The sequence below is a fragment of the Bacteroides faecalis genome, assembly GCF_003865075.1.
Lineage (GTDB): Bacteria > Bacteroidota > Bacteroidia > Bacteroidales > Bacteroidaceae > Bacteroides > Bacteroides faecalis.
The window spans coordinates 278,729-298,869 of the sequence record NZ_BHWB01000002.1; the positions used below are offsets into that span (position 1 = coordinate 278,729).

General features: G+C 39.9%; 17 protein-coding genes and 4 pseudogenes. 12 read left to right on the plus strand and 9 right to left on the minus strand.

Annotation, left to right across the window (positions count from 1 at the left end):
- Window positions 1-2: 2 nt before the first annotated feature.
- Genes EJF25_RS03910 through EJF25_RS03920 form a run of 4 tightly spaced genes read right to left on the minus strand, consistent with a single transcriptional unit; the run spans window position 3 to window position 3,113 of the window.
- Window positions 3-1,004, minus strand: coding sequence for an aldo/keto reductase (locus tag EJF25_RS03910; protein ID WP_125040135.1), 1,002 nt, complete (start codon window positions 1,002-1,004; stop codon window positions 3-5).
- Window positions 1,005-1,020: 16 nt separating this feature from the next.
- Window positions 1,021-1,962, minus strand: coding sequence for an iron-containing alcohol dehydrogenase (locus EJF25_RS03915; protein ID WP_262707192.1), 942 nt, complete (start codon window positions 1,960-1,962; stop codon window positions 1,021-1,023).
- Window positions 1,963-1,965: 3 nt separating this feature from the next.
- Window positions 1,966-2,118, minus strand: coding sequence for a hypothetical protein (locus tag EJF25_RS25430; protein ID WP_235016707.1), 153 nt, complete (start codon window positions 2,116-2,118; stop codon window positions 1,966-1,968).
- A 29-nt stretch (window positions 2,119-2,147) separates the two neighbouring features.
- The gene (locus tag EJF25_RS03920) at window positions 2,148-3,113 is read right to left on the minus strand and encodes an aldo/keto reductase (RefSeq protein ID WP_235016708.1); all 966 of its coding nucleotides are present in this window, start codon (window positions 3,111-3,113) and stop codon (window positions 2,148-2,150) included.
- Between the two features lie 266 nt (window positions 3,114-3,379).
- Between EJF25_RS03920 and EJF25_RS03925 the strand changes: the two genes are divergently transcribed.
- The 4 genes from EJF25_RS03925 (at window position 3,380) to EJF25_RS03940 (ending at window position 6,039) form a co-directional block, all read left to right on the plus strand.
- On the plus strand, window positions 3,380-4,057 hold the full coding sequence (locus tag EJF25_RS03925; RefSeq protein ID WP_125040136.1) for a flavodoxin: 678 nt from the start codon (window positions 3,380-3,382) through the stop codon (window positions 4,055-4,057).
- A gap of 79 nt (window positions 4,058-4,136) precedes the next feature.
- Window positions 4,137-4,637, plus strand: coding sequence for a flavodoxin (locus EJF25_RS03930; RefSeq protein ID WP_235016709.1), 501 nt, complete (start codon window positions 4,137-4,139; stop codon window positions 4,635-4,637).
- Window positions 4,634-5,476 (plus strand): aldo/keto reductase, encoded by an 843-nt coding sequence (locus tag EJF25_RS03935; protein ID WP_125040138.1) that lies wholly within the window; start codon window positions 4,634-4,636, stop codon window positions 5,474-5,476. Before EJF25_RS03930 ends, EJF25_RS03935 begins: the two co-directional genes overlap by 4 nt.
- A gap of 2 nt (window positions 5,477-5,478) precedes the next feature.
- The gene (locus EJF25_RS03940; RefSeq protein WP_125040139.1) at window positions 5,479-6,039 is read left to right on the plus strand and encodes a flavin reductase family protein; all 561 of its coding nucleotides are present in this window, start codon (window positions 5,479-5,481) and stop codon (window positions 6,037-6,039) included.
- A 378-nt stretch (window positions 6,040-6,417) separates the two neighbouring features.
- Here EJF25_RS03940 and EJF25_RS03945 read toward each other — a convergent pair.
- From EJF25_RS03945 to EJF25_RS03960, 4 genes and pseudogenes are all read right to left on the minus strand, one after another.
- Window positions 6,418-7,095: pseudogene (locus EJF25_RS03945) on the minus strand (site-specific integrase); the annotation flags it as partial.
- Between the two features lie 402 nt (window positions 7,096-7,497).
- Window positions 7,498-7,670: pseudogene (locus tag EJF25_RS25435) on the minus strand (transposase); the annotation flags it as partial.
- 387 nt (window positions 7,671-8,057) lie between these two features.
- Entirely contained in the window at window positions 8,058-8,669 is a 612-nt protein-coding gene (locus EJF25_RS03955; protein WP_125040141.1) for a response regulator transcription factor, read from the minus strand.
- A complete protein-coding gene (locus EJF25_RS03960) occupies window positions 8,659-9,363 on the minus strand; it encodes a hemerythrin domain-containing protein (protein WP_125040142.1) in 705 nt (234 codons plus the stop codon). The genes EJF25_RS03955 and EJF25_RS03960 overlap by 11 nt, the downstream gene beginning before the upstream one ends.
- Before the next feature lie 205 nt (window positions 9,364-9,568).
- Between EJF25_RS03960 and EJF25_RS03965 the strand changes: the two genes are divergently transcribed.
- A complete protein-coding gene (locus tag EJF25_RS03965) occupies window positions 9,569-10,744 on the plus strand; it encodes a phosphoribosylaminoimidazolecarboxamide formyltransferase (protein WP_125040143.1) in 1,176 nt (391 codons plus the stop codon).
- 305 nt (window positions 10,745-11,049) lie between these two features.
- Here EJF25_RS03965 and EJF25_RS03970 read toward each other — a convergent pair whose 3' ends face one another.
- Complete coding sequence (locus tag EJF25_RS03970) at window positions 11,050-13,092, minus strand: LruC domain-containing protein (protein ID WP_125040144.1); 2,043 nt, start codon at window positions 13,090-13,092, stop codon at window positions 11,050-11,052.
- Between the two features lie 182 nt (window positions 13,093-13,274).
- Here EJF25_RS03970 and fldA point away from each other — a divergent pair, with 182 nt between their 5' ends.
- The 7 genes and pseudogenes from fldA to EJF25_RS04005 all read left to right on the plus strand — a co-directional run bounded on the left by fldA (window position 13,275) and on the right by EJF25_RS04005 (window position 20,134).
- Entirely contained in the window at window positions 13,275-13,781 is a 507-nt protein-coding gene (gene fldA / locus EJF25_RS03975; RefSeq protein WP_125040145.1) for a flavodoxin FldA, read from the plus strand.
- Window positions 13,782-13,810: 29 nt separating this feature from the next.
- Complete coding sequence (locus EJF25_RS03980; RefSeq protein WP_125040146.1) at window positions 13,811-14,173, plus strand: DUF2023 family protein; 363 nt, start codon at window positions 13,811-13,813, stop codon at window positions 14,171-14,173.
- 128 nt (window positions 14,174-14,301) lie between these two features.
- A pseudogene (locus EJF25_RS03985) lies at window positions 14,302-14,615 on the plus strand (TQO small subunit DoxA domain-containing protein); the annotation flags it as partial.
- Window positions 14,616-14,839: 224 nt separating this feature from the next.
- A pseudogene (locus tag EJF25_RS03990) lies at window positions 14,840-16,173 on the plus strand (putative porin).
- A 31-nt stretch (window positions 16,174-16,204) separates the two neighbouring features.
- Window positions 16,205-17,362 (plus strand): imelysin family protein, encoded by a 1,158-nt coding sequence (locus tag EJF25_RS03995; protein ID WP_125040147.1) that lies wholly within the window; start codon window positions 16,205-16,207, stop codon window positions 17,360-17,362.
- 103 nt (window positions 17,363-17,465) lie between these two features.
- Entirely contained in the window at window positions 17,466-18,896 is a 1,431-nt protein-coding gene (locus tag EJF25_RS04000) for a di-heme oxidoredictase family protein (protein ID WP_125040148.1), read from the plus strand.
- Window positions 18,897-18,919: 23 nt separating this feature from the next.
- Window positions 18,920-20,134 (plus strand): porin, encoded by a 1,215-nt coding sequence (locus EJF25_RS04005; RefSeq protein ID WP_125040149.1) that lies wholly within the window; start codon window positions 18,920-18,922, stop codon window positions 20,132-20,134.
- The last annotated feature ends 7 nt before the right edge of the window (window positions 20,135-20,141 follow it).

Consider the following 20,141-nt stretch of genomic DNA (forward strand, 5'->3'; position numbering starts at 1 on the left):
ATTTACTTTTTTATGGGTGATCCTCCGAACACTTCGCTCATTTCCATATTGTCGAGAGCCATGTCTATCGCCTTCACTTCCTCGTCAACCAGATGAATATCTGCTGCACTGATATTCTCTTTCAATCGGAACAGATGGCGTGTGCCGGGTATGGGTACGATATTCGGACGCTTGTTCATCATCCACGCCAACGAGATTTGCGAGGCGGTGGCACGGTGTTCCTCTGCCAGCTTTTCGAGCAAAGAGAACAGCGAACGGTTCTTCTCGAAACTTTCCGAACGATATTGCGGCATGGAAGCACGATAGTCTGTTGCGGAGTCGAAAGGCGTGTCGGCAGTGTAACGATTGGTCAATACCCCGTTGGCAAGCGGAGAGTGCGCCACAAAGCCGATACCTAATTCCTCGCAGACGGGCAACAGTGGTTCGTGCCAACGTGCCAGCATGGAAAAACGGTTCTGTATGGCTGTCACAGGACAAATACGGTGGGCACGGCGCAGATATTCTTCAGTCGTTTCCGAAATGCCCCAGTGCAGGATTCTCCCTTCACGAATAAGGTCTGCCATAGTTGCTGCCACTTCTTCGGGTTCTACCGAAGGGTCGATGCGATGCTGATAATAAAGGTCAATATGGTCGGTATGCAATCGGCGAAGCGACCCCTCTACGGAGCGGCGGATAGTTTCGGGACGTGCGTTGGGAATGAGTGCGTGAGGCCCTGCTGCATCGGGATTATCGAAAGCCAAGCCGAACTTCGTGGCGATAACAATATGGTCACGATACGGTCTCAGAGCTTCCCCCAATAGCTCTTCATTATGGTGTGGACGGTCGAACGTGCCATACAGCTCGGCGGTGTCAAAGAGAGTGTAGCCCATCTCCACGGCATCGGCAAGGAGTTCCGTCATCTCCTGTTTGTCGGCAGGCGCACCGTAGGCATGGCTCATACCCATGCAGCCCAGCCCTACGGCGGAGACACGCAGACCGCTTAGTCCTAATGTTCTGTAATACATAGTCGCCCTTGTCTTTTTAATGAATCAATGCTTGCATTATATCAAATACCTCTTCCTTACTCAGTTCGGTCTGGCACGGGATGGCATCGACCTTTTCACGACTGACCGTTCCTTCATAGTACATCGGTATGCACAGTTCGGTGAAAAGCTTCATTAGCTTTTGGGTAGATTTTTCAATGGAACCATCGAAGCCGAAAGCATCCCGGTAGTAGTCCCGAATCTCTTCCGCATGGTGTTTTCCCATTGCTTGGAGGAATCGGGGAAAAACGGAAGTAAGGCTACGACGATAAGAACTTCCGAACAGTACTTCGGGCAGGAACTCCAGCTCATAAATCTCATAAGCAAACGGTTCCTCCTTACCGATACCTAAACGGGAAGAGGTGGAGAGTGAAGCACCCATCAAGATAGTGCCTCTTGCATCAAGGTCATCGGGATGCTGTTGCAAGGTCCGAGTCGCTTCAAGTACATTTCTTATATAGGAGATTCCTGCATCATACGACATCTTGTTCTTGTCGCCCAAGATGCAGGCGGAGAGTTGCACGAGTGTCACCAATCCGGTATAGGTAGTCATTCCCTTGTCCAAAGTCAAGGAGTATTTGGGACAAAGCAAGGCATAATCGGCAGGGATGCCGTAAGCCGTCCCGAAATCTCCGGTTCTTGAATCGACCGACACCGCACCCATTCCATTCTCAGAGCCGCTGGAAGGATAAGTCGGGATAAGAGCCAACGGAAGCCGTTCCAGCCCGTAGGGCGATTTGCCTTTCAGATATTCCCAAAGGTCTGTCTCGTGGTAGAAGCCGAAGACAATCAGCTTGGCACTGTCCATCACACTGGCGCCGCCCGCACCTATAATCATCGTCACACCGTTTGCCTTAGCGTAACGGATACCCTCTTCGATTTTGGCAAATTCTCTGGAAGAACCTCCATACTCCACAAAAGGAATCCCGGCTTCAGTCAGCGCTTATATGATGTCGGCATGGCAGCCGTTCTGTTTGACGGAACCACTGCCATAGACGAACATTACTTTATGTCCTTTCGCTATTTCAAGAACACTCTCCCGAATATCGTTGCGGAAAAACAGTTTGGTATCGTTTCTGAAAATAAAATCTTTCATTGCTATCTTGTCTTTATGTGTCTTTACTCTTACTTTTTCTCTGTCGAAAGCTGCATCTTGCCGAGATAAGCCCGTTCTTTCTGTTCAAGTGACATATTGAAGAAACGTTCCTCCTTGTTAAGCGCACGCATCTGTGCCATCTCCTCGTTAGTCAGTTCAAAGTCGAAAATCTGGATGTTCTCTTTGATGTAATCTGGATTCGATGCTCCGGGAATGGCGGAGAAACCTTCCTGCATGTGCCAGCGAAGAATGACTTGGGCGGGTGTCTTGCCGTGTGCTTTCGCAATCTCAATGATGGTCGGATTCTTGAATAAAGCACCGTTGCTCATTGCACCTCCCAACGGGAACCAGCAGGTGATATGAATACCATAGGGTTTTACCTTTTCACGCATTGCCAAACGTTGAGCATACGGATGACATTCGATTTGGAGAACAGCAGGTTTCACGGTCGATTCGCTCATAATCTTATTGAAAACCTCGTCGCTTGCATCGAAGTTGCTGATACCTAATGCACGCACTTTGCCCATCGCCACGGCTTTCTCCATATCTTTCCATGCACCTACAAAGTCGCCTACGGGCTGATGCACATAGAGCAGGTCGATGTAATCCAGTTGCATACGTTCCAGCATCTCGTCAATGGCTTTCAGCGTCTTGCCCTCACCGTATTCGGTCGGCCAAATTTTGCTGGTAATCCATATATCTTCGCGCGGAATGCCACTACTTTTCACAGCACGTCCCACTCCCGCTTCGTCATTGTAAGCGTGTGCGGTGTCGATGTGGCGGTATCCGGCTTTCAAAGCGGTCAAACACGATTGTTCGCACACTTCATCGGAAGGCTGGAGAAATGTGCCCAACCCGAATTGCGGCATCAGGATTCCATTGTTGAGTTGTACCATAGGTACGTTAGCCGCAGTCTTATAAATATTCTGCGCAAAAGAGGTGTTGCTTATTATTGAAGCCAGCACCATAAGTCCGGTAACGATTGTCTTTCTCATTTCTTTATCTGTTTAATTGATTACACTGTCTTTATCCGACTTTGCAAAGGTAGAGAGAACCTTTTGGGCAGGCTTTACAAGAAATTCGGTTGAAACTACACATATTTCGGTTTTTATATTCCGATATTTAAGGTGTTAGAGCTCAATATCAACTTCCGAAAAAATGGTAATTCATGCCGCATTTTTTGTTCCTGTGAAATGAACAGGTATCTTTAACTTTGCACTCAGATTAGCATAAGAACAATCAACAATTAAATAATGTACATATGAAAAAATATTTGATTTATCTGATGATGGTTGTTGCCGTCATGACATTCGGAGCTTGTTCTCCCAATGAAGACTACGAACCCAAAATTCCGGGAGTAGAAACGCCCGAAACACCTGATGATGGTGAAGAAGAGAATCCGGGAAACCCTGATAATTCGAAAAATCCAGATGAACCGGAAACACCTGACACTTCAAACGGTGACAGCAAGATTTTGGTTGCCTATTTCAGTTGGGAAGGGACGACCCAACGTATGGCGCAAGAAATCGTCAAACAAACAAGCGCAGATGTTTTCCGCATAGAACCGGTTGTACCTTATCCTACGGAATATACTCCTTGCACAGAAGTTGCACGTGAGGAGAAAGACAATAACGCACGTCCGGCTATTGTAGGCAAAGTGGAAAATTGGGAACAATATGATATCGTATTCATCGGTTGTCCTGTATGGTGGTGGACCACTCCGATGATTATTTGTACCTTTGCCGAAAGCTATGACTTCAAGGGCAAAACGGTCGTTCCGTTCTGTACCTACGCTGCAACCTATCGCAATGAAACACTAGCACGCATCGTAGAGCTTACTCCCGATGCCGAACATCTGACTGGAGAAGGACTGACAAGCGGACGGATAAATGAACAGAACATTGCATCATGGCTTAAAGATATCGGAGTAATCAAATAATAGATAAATTTACATAAATATGCACATTCTTAAAAACATTCTTGCTATAGCAACAGTTATAGCTATATCATGCAGTAATATGGTACAAGCCCAAACAAAAACAAGTGATAATATAAAATCGGTAATCGTATATTTCACACATTCCGGCAATACAGAACTTGCAGCCAAGCAAATTGCCGAAGTGACAGAAGCTAAAATGATAAGGCTTTTGCCCGAACAGTCCTATTCATCGGAAGATGTCGATTGGACAAACGAACAGTCGCGTTGCACGCAGGAGCACCTCAATCAATCGCTTCGTCCGGCTATCAAACCTGTCGATATCGACTTCGCAAAGGCGGATACCGTGTTCATCGGTTTTCCTATCTGGTGGCACGAAGAACCGGCAGTAATCCGTACTTTTCTCGATAATTATGGCGAACAACTGAAAGGTAAGGTTATACTTCCTTTCTGTACCTCTTACGAAAGCCCAATGTCAGAAGCCGATGCCACTCTGAAGAAAGGATATCCGGCTTTGAAAATCAGAAAAGGGCTTCGTCTGCCTGCCAAACCGGAAGAAATTAAAAAATGGATAAAACAATGAATACAGTAACATTAAACAATGGTGTCGAGATGCCCCAGATGGGTTACGGCGTCTATCAGGTATCACCCGCCGAGTGTGAGCGTTGTGTAAGCGATGCCCTCAGTGTAGGTTATCGGATGATTGATACGGCACAAGCCTATCACAATGAAGAGGGTGTGGGCAATGCTATCCGCAAAAGCGATATTGACCGAAAAGAAATTTTCCTCGTATCGAAAGTGTGGATTTCCAACTATGGCTATGAAAAAGCGAAGGCTTCAATAGATGAGAGTCTGCGCAAGTTGCAGACGGACTACATTGACCTGATGCTCCTGCACCAGCCTTTCTGCGACCGCTATGGAGCATACCGGGCTTTGGAAGAAGCCTATAAAGAAGGAAAGCTCCGTGCCATCGGTGTAAGCAACTTCTATCCCGACCACTTTATCGACATAGCCAGCAACATGGAGATTGTTCCGGCAGTCAATCAAGTGGAAACCCACGTGTTCGACCAACAGATAGAACCGCAACGGATTATGGAAGAGTTCGGTACACACATTATGGCATGGGGACCGTTTGCCGAAGGACGCAACAGTCTTTTCACCAATGCACGCTTGGCTGCTATTGGAGCAAAATATGTTAAGAGCGTTGCGCAAGTTGCCCTGCGTTGGCTTATTCAACGTGGTGTTATCATCATCCCCAAATCCACCCACATCGAACGGATGCGACAGAACTTAGACATCTTCGATTTTACACTCTCTGATGAGGATATGGCTATAATTGCCACACTTGACACAGGCAAGAGTTTGTTCTTTGACCACCATGATGCGGAAACCGCTCGTATGTTTATGGAATGGAGGGGATGAATATGAAAAAGAATTTAGGAAATACTCCCGTTGTCACTCCGCTGCCTGTACTGATTGTCGCAACCTATGACGAAAAAGGGACTCCCAACGCAATGAATGTAGCCTGGGGAGGACAATGTGGCTATCATCATGTCGCATTAAACCTCTCGCTGAACCATAAGACTACCGACAACTTGAAGCATACAAAGGCATTCACATTGAGCATTGCTACAGTGAATACGCTGACATTGTCAGACTATTTCGGACTTGTGTCTGGACGCAAGGAAAACAAAATCGAGAAAGCCGGAGTACATATCTCGCAAAGTGAATTTGTGAATGCTCCTGTCATCTACGAATATCCTTTGACACTTGAATGCAAGGTCGTTGAAATGCAGGAAGCCTTAGATGAAATGCATATTGTCGGTGAGGTTATGAATGTGCAAGCCGATGAGTCAATATTGAATGAGCAAGGTAAGGTGGATTTCAATAAGTTACAACCTATCTCGTTTGATTCAGTTTCTCGTTCTTATCGTGTACTTGGTGATATTGTCGGCAAGGCATTTAAGGACGGGATGAAACTATAAATTTATCTTATGGTTTCATTATACAATGGAGTCGGTTATTGCAAATAGCCGACTTTGCTTGTTTATAATCCCTCCTTTGTCTTAAGCCGGATAATATGTAATGCTTTAAAATACAATTTGTTTATTTTTACCTTGTGGCAATTTTACTTGTTCACATTATGGATGATGTGGTATTTTGATATAAAGAGAAAATTATATTGGGAATATAAATGCTAATTTGATGATTGTTTATACCTTTGTATTCGAATAAAGGTTCTTTTGATTTAATGCAAAATGTAACAAGATTGAGAACTTTGCTCGTTTCTAAATCGTTACCTATTAAGAAATAACTCTTTGTAAATCACTTATTTTCAGCAAATAAGAAAGTTTCGCTTGTATTGCCTGGTGGAAGCCCAGTGGGCAGTCTATGTCGCAAAGCTGCGCGATACGTTTCAGGTTAAGGTTTATCGTACTGTTGGAATACATGGGCAGCAGCCTGCCGTCCGGTGTCGTGTCCCTGTATTTCTCCATGATGCGTAACGGCAAATCTAGCAGAGGTATTTCAAACTCAACTCCGGTTTTCCGGCGCGAGCTTCTGATCCACCATGTGCCGTCGTCGGCAAGAGACAGGTGCTCTTTCGACAGAAGCCGCATGTCACTGTACAGAATGCCTGTGTATAAACTGCCTTCAGTCCGGTTCACACCCACCCGCTTCGCAAAGTTTTCGATAAATGTACGGAAATAGCTCAACAGTGTTGCCTGTCCTCCCGCCATGCCCAACAACAGACTTTTGACATCCCCGGTCGTCATACCGTCACGGACAGCCGACAACTCCGTATATACACCCAGTGCCATCGCACGAATTTCATCCAGACGGTTGTTGATTTCTTTTGCTTTCACGCTTTTACCCGAGGCACGTCCCGAATTCCACATGGACTGCGGCACACGGAATTTCACGCTGAAAGCCGCTTCAGAATACTTTCCGATGTTCAGCCTCGCCATTACAGGGCACATCCTATCGGCATCCGTCTCGCTCTTTTTGAGGTAAAACGATACCTTTACATTTACTTGATCCATAACCTTTTACTTTGTTTGCAAAATTATCGGATATCGAGCAAATGAACGGCATGACGAATATAGCGGAATATGGAAAGAAGCTCCATTACATAACATTCAGAACCTGTATTTTCTCCCTTTCGCGAAAAAAGTATTAACTTTGTAAGCGCAAAACATAAGTGAAACAGCATTCTTTACGGTGATTTCAAGGGCAGCACAAAGACCTTTTCTCCGTACTGTTTTCGACCTTGAATCGGCAACGGATAAGTATAATTTATTTTCCTAACTCCTCCAAAACGGGTGAAAAACCCATAATGGATGAACATAGGTAAAACCTACATATCTCCCTTTAATTCCAACGGTTTGCATTATTCCTGCGAAATCCATCCGTATGTGAGCGAGTTTCAGTATATTTGTAAGAAATCATGTAAGTTGTCCGTCCTTAATGAAATCTACATCAATGACAAATTTCTTTTTAAAGAAACAATAAGCAGAATAGCAGATAATACATTAGCCATGAAGTTATTAAAAGAACGATGTCTTTAATGTTCAATCTGTACTATATTCTTCAGTTCATCATTAACCGTTTCAATCAAGACTCATTCTCTCAGCAGTAGCTGAATTCAGCGTATTCTAGGCTATTTTATTTTCTCTAAGAGCTATCATTTTACAACTAATGCAACCCGTTATATCTTCAAAGTTAGCAATAAAAAAACGAGCCAATTCCCTAGATGGAACCACTCGCCCTACATCAGAAAAGCCTTTTGGCTTTTCTTTAATTTACCTCTTTTCCCTAAAAACGTTCTTTACCTTCTGTTAAAACTTATCCTATGAAAACTAAATTTAATACCTTAATTAATTTAAATACCTAAAAATCTTTCTTTTACCTTATAAACTAATAACAGTTTCACAACTGCACTGCAAATATACAAAGAATCTCTGTGTCCACAAACGAGTTCATATTTTATAACATTATTTTTGAGTTATAAATTTTTCACGTCACTCAACTCAACCAGCTTATTTACAATAGCATAAATAGTCAGACCAGCCGCACTATGTATCTGTAGTTTTTTACTGATATTCCTACGATGAGTAATGACAGTATGAATAGACAAAAATAGTTTTTCAGCTATTTCTTTATTCGTCATACCTTTTACTACACAAATCACAATTTCTTTCTCTCGTTGGCTCAATGTATCAGGGCTATCCACTTCCTCTTCTTCCATACTCATATTCAATAACCCATGAATCTTTTTAGAAAGTACTTCCAAATCATCAAATATAGAAATAGATTCGTCATACTTACTTAATAAAGTCACATCAACGAACGAAGTAACCAAAGCTATTAAACGTATTTTCTTTCCAGAAGTTTCTTCTCTGAATTTATTTACATCGAAATAATCGCCAAATGTAGGATTTACAATCAACATTTCAGGATACTGCGTACGTAAACAATCATGTAAAGCCTCAACAGATAATAATTCTATCGGCTGTATTTTCAGATTAGGAAGGCGCTTCAAAGCCGCTGTCAATCCACTACGAATAATCACAGAGCTTTCAGCAATTGCAATTCGGACAGTTTCGTTATTTTTCATTTTCTCTTATCCTCCTTTCCAAATTCAGAATAGCAGGAACAAAAATATAATCTTCAACTTTACAATGTGATTCTAATCCCTCTTCACAAGTATAGATATCAAAAAGTGCAGCATTGAGTTGATTTACATTCGTCTTAGCAGGACAATATTTAATTATAATATTTTTGAGTTCTGTCAACTTCTCACCTACCTGGTCATGATGCTTAGAAAATGTACTAATTTGATAATTTTTAGGAGCATTACCCAGTAGTAGTGCATCTACATATTTAAATACAGTCTTTTCCTCATAATCCATGTGCTTACGCACTTCCCTCGTATATTCATCAAAAAACTTAAGAATCAAGAAAGCCACGTCATCTTGTGAACAGTCTATAGCTTCAATCAATTTACGACGAATTGCAGGAAGACAAAAGTCAAGAAAGTAGAGGTGCGCCTGTCTCAAATAATCAATCAGTGCAGGAATGGAAATCTCATCATTACTTCCATCTAAACGAGAAAATCCTTCTGCCATGAAATTAACAACTATCAAAAAAGTGCGGCAATCTACCCTATTAAGCTCACATACTTCCTTGACCGTCTTGTCGCCAAAACCCAACGAAAGTCCAAAACGGCTCATCACTTGTAACAAGGAATAGTTATCACTGATGAGATCAATCATCTTATCTGTTGGCTTGTATTTCTGTAAGTTATCCATCTATACCTATTTAATATTAACGCCTGCAAAGAAACGCATTATTTTGCGGGTGCACAATCACTATTTATAGGTATTTTGATTTATTACAAAATACTAATTACTGATTATATGTTACTAAATACCAGAAGAGTTAGGAGGAATATGCTTTTTTTAGTAATTTTGTCGCTATCAATTTGTAATCAATAATTCATAATTAATCCATATTATGGCAAAAGAACTCGAATTAAAATACGGCTGTAATCCTAATCAAAAACCGGCACGTATCTTCATGAAAGAAGGCGAACTCCCTATTGAGGTATTGAATGGACGACCTGGATATATCAACTTATTGGATGCTTTCAATAGTTGGCAGTTAGTCAAAGAACTCAAAGAAGCAACTGGGTTACCGGCTGCCGCTTCATTCAAGCATGTCAGTCCCGCTGGTGCTGCTGTGGCTGTAGAAATGAATGAAACACTTAAGAAAATCTATTTTGTAGATGATGTCAAACTATCTCCACTAGCTACAGCATATGCACGTGCACGTGGTGCTGATCGTATGTCATCCTATGGGGACTTTATCGCATTGTCCGATACATGCGATGAAGAAACAGCACGTATCATCAATCGCGAGGTATCTGACGGTGTAATTGCTCCGGATTATACTCCTGAAGCACTGGAAATCCTAAAAAATAAAAGAAAAGGAACTTATAATGTTATCAAGATAGATCCAGCTTACCGTCCTGCTCCTATCGAACATAAAGATGTATTTGGCATTACCTTTGAACAAGGTAGAAATGAATTGAAAATCGATGAAAGTCTTTTGAAAGAAATGCCCACACAAAAAAAAGAAATTCCGACTGATGCAAAACGTGATCTAATTATTGCCTTAATTACACTGAAATATACTCAGTCTAACTCAGTATGTTATGCCAAAGACGGACAAGCAATCGGTATTGGTGCCGGACAACAATCACGTATCCATTGTACCCGTCTAGCCGGGAATAAAGCGGATATCTGGTATTTGCGCCAACATCCCAAAGTAATGAACTTACCCTGGATTGATAAAATTCGCCGGGCTGATCGTGATAATACTATTGACGTATATATTTCCGAGGATCACGATGACGTATTAGCGGATGGAGTTTGGCAGCAATTCTTTACAGAAAAACCGGAAGTACTAACTCGTGAAGAAAAACGTACTTGGCTGGATACTATGACCGGCGTAGCATTAGGCTCTGATGCTTTCTTCCCCTTCGGAGATAATATCGAACGTGCTCACAAAAGTGGAGTCAGTTACATTGCTCAACCGGGCGGTTCAGTACGTGACGACCATGTAATTGGAACTTGCGATAAATATAATATGGCAATGGCGTTTACAGGTATCCGCCTATTCCATCATTAAGATACAAAGATTTACTTATAAAAATCTTAAGATTCATACATCTAAATCTTTAAAGTTAAACTATTAAATCTTAGTCTTAGGGGATATGTAAAAAGTTACATCATACCTTTTTCAAGGCGTGGATCTCACAAATCTCATGAATAGGCTCATCAATATTCATGCAATCCTGTGCAAGCCACGCCTAATTTATGCGATTATGTAAACATCAATATGCCGACAAGTTTAATTTTCACGTTTATCACTCAAAAAGAAAGGATTACCTCGTGAAAGATAATCCCTTTACTTAAAAAATCATTATATCGTACTTAATACAATTCCTCCTCGTTCACGTTTCCAGAAATTGTAGGATCGAACCAAGATAAATCTGTTTTATTAGTCACCCACTCATTATATTTTTTATATGCCTTTACCACAGATGATCTCTCTTTCGGATATCTCCATGCGGGTTCATTTGCAGAAACACGAGGAAAATCCAATGCCCAACAAAACATATCTTCCATTCGATAGAAAATTCCTTTTGATTCATCAGAACAGTCTTTCTTTGTTCCAAGTAATGTTCTATCCATTTTAGACGTTGGAGCAAAATCCGGTAAATGGATTTCCCTGAAACGCCCATTGACAAATATAAATGGATTGAATTTCATCAAAGAAAGATTATTGACGGAAACTTTCAAGGGGATGTTTACAACAACCTCTTCTGCTGAAACAAAATCAGATCCTTTCTCTGTATTTATAAAGCTATGCGCATCAGGAAAAAGTTCACTTACATCTTCCCATACAACGAAAGTAGCTTTTGAATTCCCACTTTCCATGGTAGCACCTTCCACCTTTGCAACATCAATATCATTCTCTGCTAAAGGCAACTCTATTCCAAAACCTATTTTTGTATAAACAGCCGCTCCCTTGGCTATCGGCTTTAAACGCAGTTTGATATCCGTAATTTTATTATCAGTATTTTTAACTACACTATAGGTATAGTTCACCACAAAATCATTCAGATCATAATCACCGGGATTAGGCCATTGATCTTCAAAAGCCAATGTACCATGAATAGATTCATTAACAGTAACTTCCTCATCAACCGGAATATCTTCGCCAGGCTCAATGGCCTCCACAGGACTAGCTGTCACTTTCACCATCACATCATTGAAATCATAATCAGACTTACTATCACCGAAAGGACGAATATCAAACCCGGTCACACAACAGTTATAAGAACCCAATTGCCGAGTTACAGCCTGAGTTTTTCCCCAAGCATTCAACATCGGTGTAGAGTAATACATTCCAGATACATCACCATTCACAATCGGGTAAGTCTTATTTTTAAAAGAATATGCATTCTTTTCTGTTATAAACGTGCCATCTTTCTTAAAACCAGTTCGTGCTACAGCAAATCCAATACGTGTTCCCTTTGGAAAAACCGTACTATATTCAGTTCCATTCCAATAAAGCAACTGAACCTTCAACCCGGATGGACATTGGATCTGATTTGTGTTAGGAAGTAACAGGGTCATATGTAGATTATCAATATCATCATGCCCATTTATTTCTCCTTCTTTATAATTATAATACAATAATGAATTATAAACTGTTTGATTGGAAACATAAAAACCTCCATCACCTACGTAAGTCACCCAAACCTCAGCTCCATTTTCATCAATAACCCTTAAATCCGAATTTCCAGAAAGGTCTGCTTTCTGAACATTTTTCTGTTCAGGATACCAGCTATCAATCTGATTAATCAAAGCAGTAGACAGTAATTCTTTAGATACCAAAGAGCAACCGCCTTGAACCGGAATACCATCTTTATCTACCTCTGCATTTTTATAAGGCACATATAATTCATACAATCCACTAACCTTAGTAAAAGTTTGAGGAATCTCAATAGAAGTAGTGGCACGAACATTAGTAGCAAATTGAGGAAAAGCAACACCTCGAAAATTTAATGAAATAAAATCTTGAACATTCACCTCCTGCACCTGACCGTAACCAGCTGTAAGAGGAGCTACATGAATTGTTGAAATATTATTTGCTATTACTACTTCCGCATCCAATTTACCCGAAGCATCCGTATTTCCAACATATACCGGATCTATAGAAATGATTCCTTCACCAGTGTAAGGCTGAGCCATAAAAACTCCAAACTTTACATTCTTTTGTGGTTCTCCATCCCCATTGAGTGCAGTAATTAAAATGTTTTTTACTGTCTTCAGATTAAAATCCGAGGACAAACCGAGTTGTTCATCTTTTGATATTTCCCCATCCTGCTTATACAAATTCTTCTCATCTACACATGAAACTAATATCAAGCTAATAATTCCCCAAGAAAGGTTCCTTAAGTTTCTCATATTTACTAACTATGTTTGTTTTGATGCCTACAAAAATAACCTAAAATCTTAAAATATCAAAAAATATTTCTAATAATATCCCCATTAATAATGAGAAAGGTCTGTTATTCCATTATTAATAGGGATTTTCTATCTCAACAAGCCCCTCTATCTTTGCAACATCACATAAAAAAGAAATAAAGATGAATAAAATCGGAGTATTTTACGGTTCCACAACCGGAACTACTGAAGACGTAGCCCGTCAAATTGCAGAAAAGCTGAATGTCCCCTCCGGACATATTTACGATGTCTCCAAAATTACGGAGGATTTGATTAGAGAATATGATGTACTGGTATTAGGTACCTCTACTTGGGGAGTCGGCGAGCTACAGGATGATTGGTATGATGGAGTAAAGATATTAAAGCAATGCGATCTGTCTCACAAGTATGTTGCTTTGTTTGGCTGTGGTGATTCAGATTCTTATTGCGATACCTTCTGTGATGGTATAGGTATTCTTTATGAAGAACTAAAAGATACTAATTGTAAATTCTGCGGTACAACCGATACTACCGGATATACATTTGATTCTTCTATTGCTGTTGTTAATGGGAAATTCATCGGACTTCCAATTGATGAAGTAAACGAAGACAGCAAAACAGCCGAAAGAATCAGTAAATGGGTAGAACAAGTAAAACTAGAAATCAGTTAATAGTCTATTATAAAAAATCTGTTTACATTATGCCCACCGAAAGAATAATTCCTAGTGAAATCCGGATTTTTCTAAACCATATCTATGAGTTTAAGAAAGGTGTACGTAACATGGTACTTTATACTATGAATAAAGAACATGAAGAATTTGCTGTCCGTCGGCTCAAAAGTCAGAAAATAAGTTATATGATACAAGAAGTTGGTACAAATAAGATTAACCTGTTTTTTGGTAAACCAGAATGTATGGAAGCTATGCGCCATATTATCATCCGCCCGTTAAATCGACTAACAGCTGAGGAAGATTTTATTCTGGGCACCATGCTAGGATATGATCTATGTCAACAATGTAAACGTTATTGTAGTAAAAAAGAAAGTATCAAGATTGCTGTTTGAATGATATATTTGTAGTTTTGTTAGCTTTGTTTGTATATAGTTTGTCCTGAGTCGAATCGTTTCTTCTAATTAATTTCCCCTAAACTCTTTCTAATGGAAATTTGTTACATAAGAAACGATTCGTCCTTTTATTAACTAATCAAACATTCTATAATGGAGTTTGGGAACCATTGTACAATAAATCTGTAAAACCCAAAATAGAAATATCCAATGTCTGTATCCACATGAAAAAGAACTTGCACACTTTCCAATCTCTGATACTCAAAATAAATATATAACCAGAGTAGCTCCAGGAAAACATAGTCTTATTATTCCTTTAAGAAGCAAAGCCATTATTACAATCAGAAATAATAAACTTGCCCAACTCCCCCCAGGTGAGTATGAGATCATTTTAACTGATATCAGCGGGATAACTTGGAAGCAAACGCTCACTCTCAACTAAATCAAATTAATAGTTCCATAGAATAAGGTGTATTTCAGTATAGTATAAAAACTATAGATATACACCTTTTTGTATTTTCTGTTTTTTTATTTTTCTCTACCTTTTGCTCTCCAACCTCAAACTACCTAAATATACTGAATTTAAGAAATAACTTTGCCTATTTCTAGGTATTGCGTCCCTTTTTAACCTCACATAACTTTGCAGTCGAAAAAATTAAATAAAAAATGAGAAAACTAACTGCAATCTTCATTCTTTGTCTCCTGTCTTCATTTCATACACTTTCAGCACAGGAAACGCAAGAAAAATCTAAAAGTACCAAATCTACTTCGGAAGAGTATACAAAATTCCGTTTCGGCGGCTATGGTGAAATTGTCGCAAAATTCAAAGATTATGGTATCAACCGATTCTATGGTGGTAGTGACGGAAATGCCAATGATCAAAGAAATACAATTTCTATTCCACGCTTTGTATTAGCATTCGATTACAAATTTAATTCTAAATGGATACTTGGTGCGGAGATTGAGTTTGAATCCGGTGGAACAGGAACTGCTCTTGAACTAGAAACTCTGAGAATGGAGAATATGAAACAGAAATTGAAAAGGGGGGTGAAGTTGCCTTGGAACAATTTCACATTACCCGCTTAATAAATCCTGCTTTCAATATACGTGTCGGACATATGATTGTTCCAGTGGGACTAACAAATACACATCATGAACCAACTTTCTTCTTCGGAACTTCGCGTCCGGAAGGAGAAACAACCATTCTGCCATCCACGTGGCATGAGACAGGTTTAGCCTTTTTCGGTTCTTTTGGAAAAGGACATGCCAGTTTCGATTACCAAGCGATGGTAGTTACCGGATTAAATGCTAACGGATTTGACCGAAACACGTGGATAGCCGGTGGTAAACAAGGTTTCTTTGAAGAGGATAACTTTACTTCACCAGCTTACGTTGCCCGCTTAGATTATAAAGGAGTACCTGGTTTACGTGTAGGAGCATCATTCTATTACTGTGTAAATGCAGGTTCTAATTCTGATAAAGCTGCTACATATTCAAAAATCGGCAGTATTCCAGTAAGGATTTATACAGCAGATGCACAATACATTAATAAATATGTTACTGCACGTGGAAATATTGTATATGGTAATTTAGGAAATTCTGCTGCACTTAGCGGGAAAAATACCCAGTTATCTAACTTATCTCCATATAGCCGCATCACCCCGATAGCAAAAAATGCTGTAAGTTATGCTGGGGAAGTTGGAGTCAATATCAGGTCAATATTCAATAATAGCAAAATTCCGGTTATTTATCCTTTTGCCCGTTATGAATATTACAATCCACAAGAAAAAGGTGAAAAAAGACAAACAATGGATAAACGTAATCAGGTCAGCATGTGGACAGCCGGCTTAAATTGGTATGCTTTACCCAACCTAGTCATTAAAGCCGATTATACAACACGTAAAATAGGGACAAGCAAAATATTTGGTAAAGGGCGCTATAATAGCGAAAATGAATTTGCCATCGGTATTGCATACATTGGCTGGTTTATAAAAAAATAAGTATATATTAACAATTTAATTTTACATAAACATGAGAAAGAATATCTTTTATACTGCAATACTTATTGCAGGATTGACTTTTACAACTACAGCTTGTAGTAATGATGATGATAATGATACACAATCTCCCATAGATCTGGAATGTACGCAAAATAATGTGGCGTCCTGGGGTAACTATATGAAAGTGGTAGCTACTCTTCTAAAAAATGATGCAGCTAACCTATATTCAGATTGGAATAATAGTTATGAGGGTGGAGATAGTTATGCTGAAATATTCAAGAAACATAACAGTACAACTTTCTCAAGTGCATTGAACTGTGTCCAGCAAATTATTGACGGTTGTTACGATATTGCCAATGAAGTCGGTACACAGAAAATCGGTGACCCATACGAAAAATATGAAGCAGGAAATATCAGCGGAGCATTATATGCTGTTGAGTCTTGGTACAGTTGGCATTCGCGTGAAGACTATTCAAATAATATACTTTCTATCCGTAATGCATACTATGGAACTAGAGATGGTAGTATTAACGATAATTCAATATCAAAGATTCTTGCCAACAACGGTTACTCAGAATTGAATAATCAAATGATAGCAGCCATCAATAAAGCTTATGATACTATTTTGGATATTCCGCAACCTTTTCGTAATAACATTAATAGTTCTGAAGCTGAAGTCGCTATGGAAGCTTGCGCAGAACTTGCCAATTTATTAACCAATACATTAAAACCCACCATCACTAATAACTCAACTCTTAATAGTAACAGTACTTTAGATCCTATAGTTAAACAATATGTAGATGTTGTCGTATTGCCTACATATTTGGACTTAAAGAATGAAACTGAAGCACTCTATCAAACAGTAAGTACCTTCCAAGCTAATCCTAGTAACGCAGCATTCACTACAGCTGCTCTTGCTTGGGTAAATGCACGTGTTCCATGGGAAAGAAGTGAAGCCTTCTTATTTGGTCCTGTTGCTTCAAAAGGTCTTGATCCAAATATGGATAGCTGGCCTTTAGACCAGGATGCTATTGTTAATATTTTAAATTCTGGGAATTATGCAGACCTGGAATGGAGTGGTGACTACGATGAAGATAATGAAGATATCGCAGCAGCTCAAAATGTACGTGGCTTCCACACATTAGAATATTTGCTTTTTAAAGATGGTAAAGCACGTACCATCAAATAAGTTTATCTCATAAATAACCTCAAGAAGTAAAGGTGAGATTGAAAAATCTTCCTTTACTTCTTTGGTATGTTCAAGTATATTATCTCAATCTATGACAATGAAAATGAATTCTTTATTAAAATATTCATTTCCTATCTTTTTCCTGTTAGCATGTAGTGCTTGCACCGAAGAAGGAATTGATGTTTTAGAAATAGAAGTTCCTGAAGGCTATGCATTATCAGCCGGTACGGCAACTAATTTTCTAAACTCTTCCTTTGCCTATGACACTCCTGCTGACTGGATCTCAGGCAGCTACGACAGTCGTTTCAATTCTGGTGATAAGCTTTATGATGATGTCCGTACAAGTAGTAATGGCACTGGAGGAGGATTAGGTCCGGTATATGCCGGTTATTCTTGCGGAAGTTGCCACCGAAATGCCGGTCGCACCAAACCAACACTTTGGAGTGAAGGTGGTTCAGGAAACTATGGATTCTCCTCAATGTTAGTTTATATTTCACGCAAAAATGGTGCATTTTTCCAAGATTATGGACGAGTTCTTCACGATCAGGCTATTTATGGGGTTGATCCGGAAGGAAAGCTTTCTGTTACCTATACTGAAGAAACCTTCACCTTCCCGGACGGTGAGGAATATAAACTTTGCAAGCCCAATTACACAATCACTCAATGGTATGCAGATGAAATAAAACCAGAAGACCTTTTCTGTACGGTACGTATTCCTCTACGCCATGTAGGTATGGGACAAATGATGGCATTAGATCCTATCGAAATAGAAGCTCTAGCTGCAAAAAGTAATTATCCAGAGTACGGTATCAGTGGACGCTGTAATTACATCACAGAACGGGGCGTTAGATGTTTAGGCCTTTCCGGCAACAAAGCCCAACATGCTGATTTAACGGTTGAACTTGGTTTTTCTAGTGACATGGGAGTCACTAACAGTCGCTATCCGGAGGAAATTTGCGAAGGACAAACCCAAGTAAATCAAGGTAGTATGATGGGCCTTTCTTACGATCAGCTGGATGTCAGCACGAAAGAGATGGAAGATGTGGACCTTTATATGCAATCTTTAAGCGTGCCGGCACGCCGCAATGTGAATGATCCTCAGGTAATCAAAGGTGAACAAAAGTTCTACGAAGCCAAATGCCATCTTTGTCATGTGACTACACTTCACACCAAAACACGTGGAACGGCTTTATTGAATGGTACTCAACTACCATGGTTAGGCGGGCAAACCATCCACCCTTATTCAGACTTCCTGCTACATGATATGGGAACTGAAATTATGGGAGTCGGGTTGAACGATAATTATGTAAGTGGTCTGGCACGAGGAAATGAATGGCGAACCACTCCTCTCTGGGGAATCGGATTACAAGAGAAAGTTAATGGGCATACCTACTTTTTGCATGACGGACGTGCTAGAAATTTAGTAGAAGCTATTATGTGGCACGGAGGAGAAGGAGAAGCGTCCAAAAATATTTTCAAAAATATGAGTAAAGAAGACCGCGACGCACTTATCGCATTTATAAATTCACTTTAAATTTAAAACAGAATAATATTATTATGAATAAAATAATAACTGCCGTTATATTGTCGCTCATGCCTTTCACTGCAATAATGGCTCAACATGAAGAAGATACGGAAAACGGTGTAGTTTCATTAGCAGGAAGAGAAGGTTTTACCATTGAGACTAAAAAAGGAGATTTTGTATTCAAGCCCTATTTACTCGTACAGACAAGTGCCAACTTCAACTTTTATGATGATGAAGGACTGGATAAAGCTTACAATCAAGATAATGTAGCTAATTCAGGTTTCTCCATACCCTATGCAGTTTTAGGATTTACCGGTAAGGCATTTGGAAAAGTATCTTTCAATCTTTCCATGAATGCTGCTGTCAGTGGGGCGGCATTACTCCAACAAGCTTGGTTTGACGTACAACTAAAAGAGCAATTTGCCATTCGTGTCGGGAAATTCAAGACTCCATTTTCACATGCTTATTTGACGACATTAGGGGAAACATTGTTACCTTCACTCCCTGTATCTCTGACAGCATCTACCATTCTCCCCTATTCTCTGAATGCCGTAACACCCAACATTGGTACAGGTTTCGACTTAGGTGTAGAAGTTCATGGATTAGTTGCTGATAAATTCGGCTATGAAATTGGTATATTTAATGGTACGGGAGCTTCAGTAAATACAGCTACTAAAACATTTAGTGACGATTGGCATATTCCATCCTTATTATACGCCGGTCGCTTTACTTATATGCCCAAAGGAGTATTGCCGGCGACTCAAGGAAATCCAAATCGTTTGCATGAGGATAAAATCATATTTGGCGTTTCTACATCTCTCAATGTAGAAAGTGAAAATGAAAGTACTAATGATTTTCGCGCAGGTCTTGAATTTGCTATGTTAAAGAATAAACTTTATCTAGGAGCCGAGATGTACTATATGCATGTAGGCTTTACCAAACGTCAAAAGATAGCCGAGTCATACGATTATTTAGGTGGTTATGTTCAAGGTGGTTATTTTGTAGCTCCACGTTTGCAAGCAGCTCTACGCTATGATTTCTTCAACCGTAATGGATTGGATACAAACGGTTTTTTGAATATGCCTGCCATAGGAGTGAATTATTTCTTCAAGAATTGCAACTTGAAGATGCAAGCAATGTATCAATATATTGCCCGTACAGGTCATGATACACAACTCGACCGGGATAATGACGACTTAGGTTTAGCTATGCATTCAGGAGTTATTATGCTTCAATATACTTTCTAAAAGATAG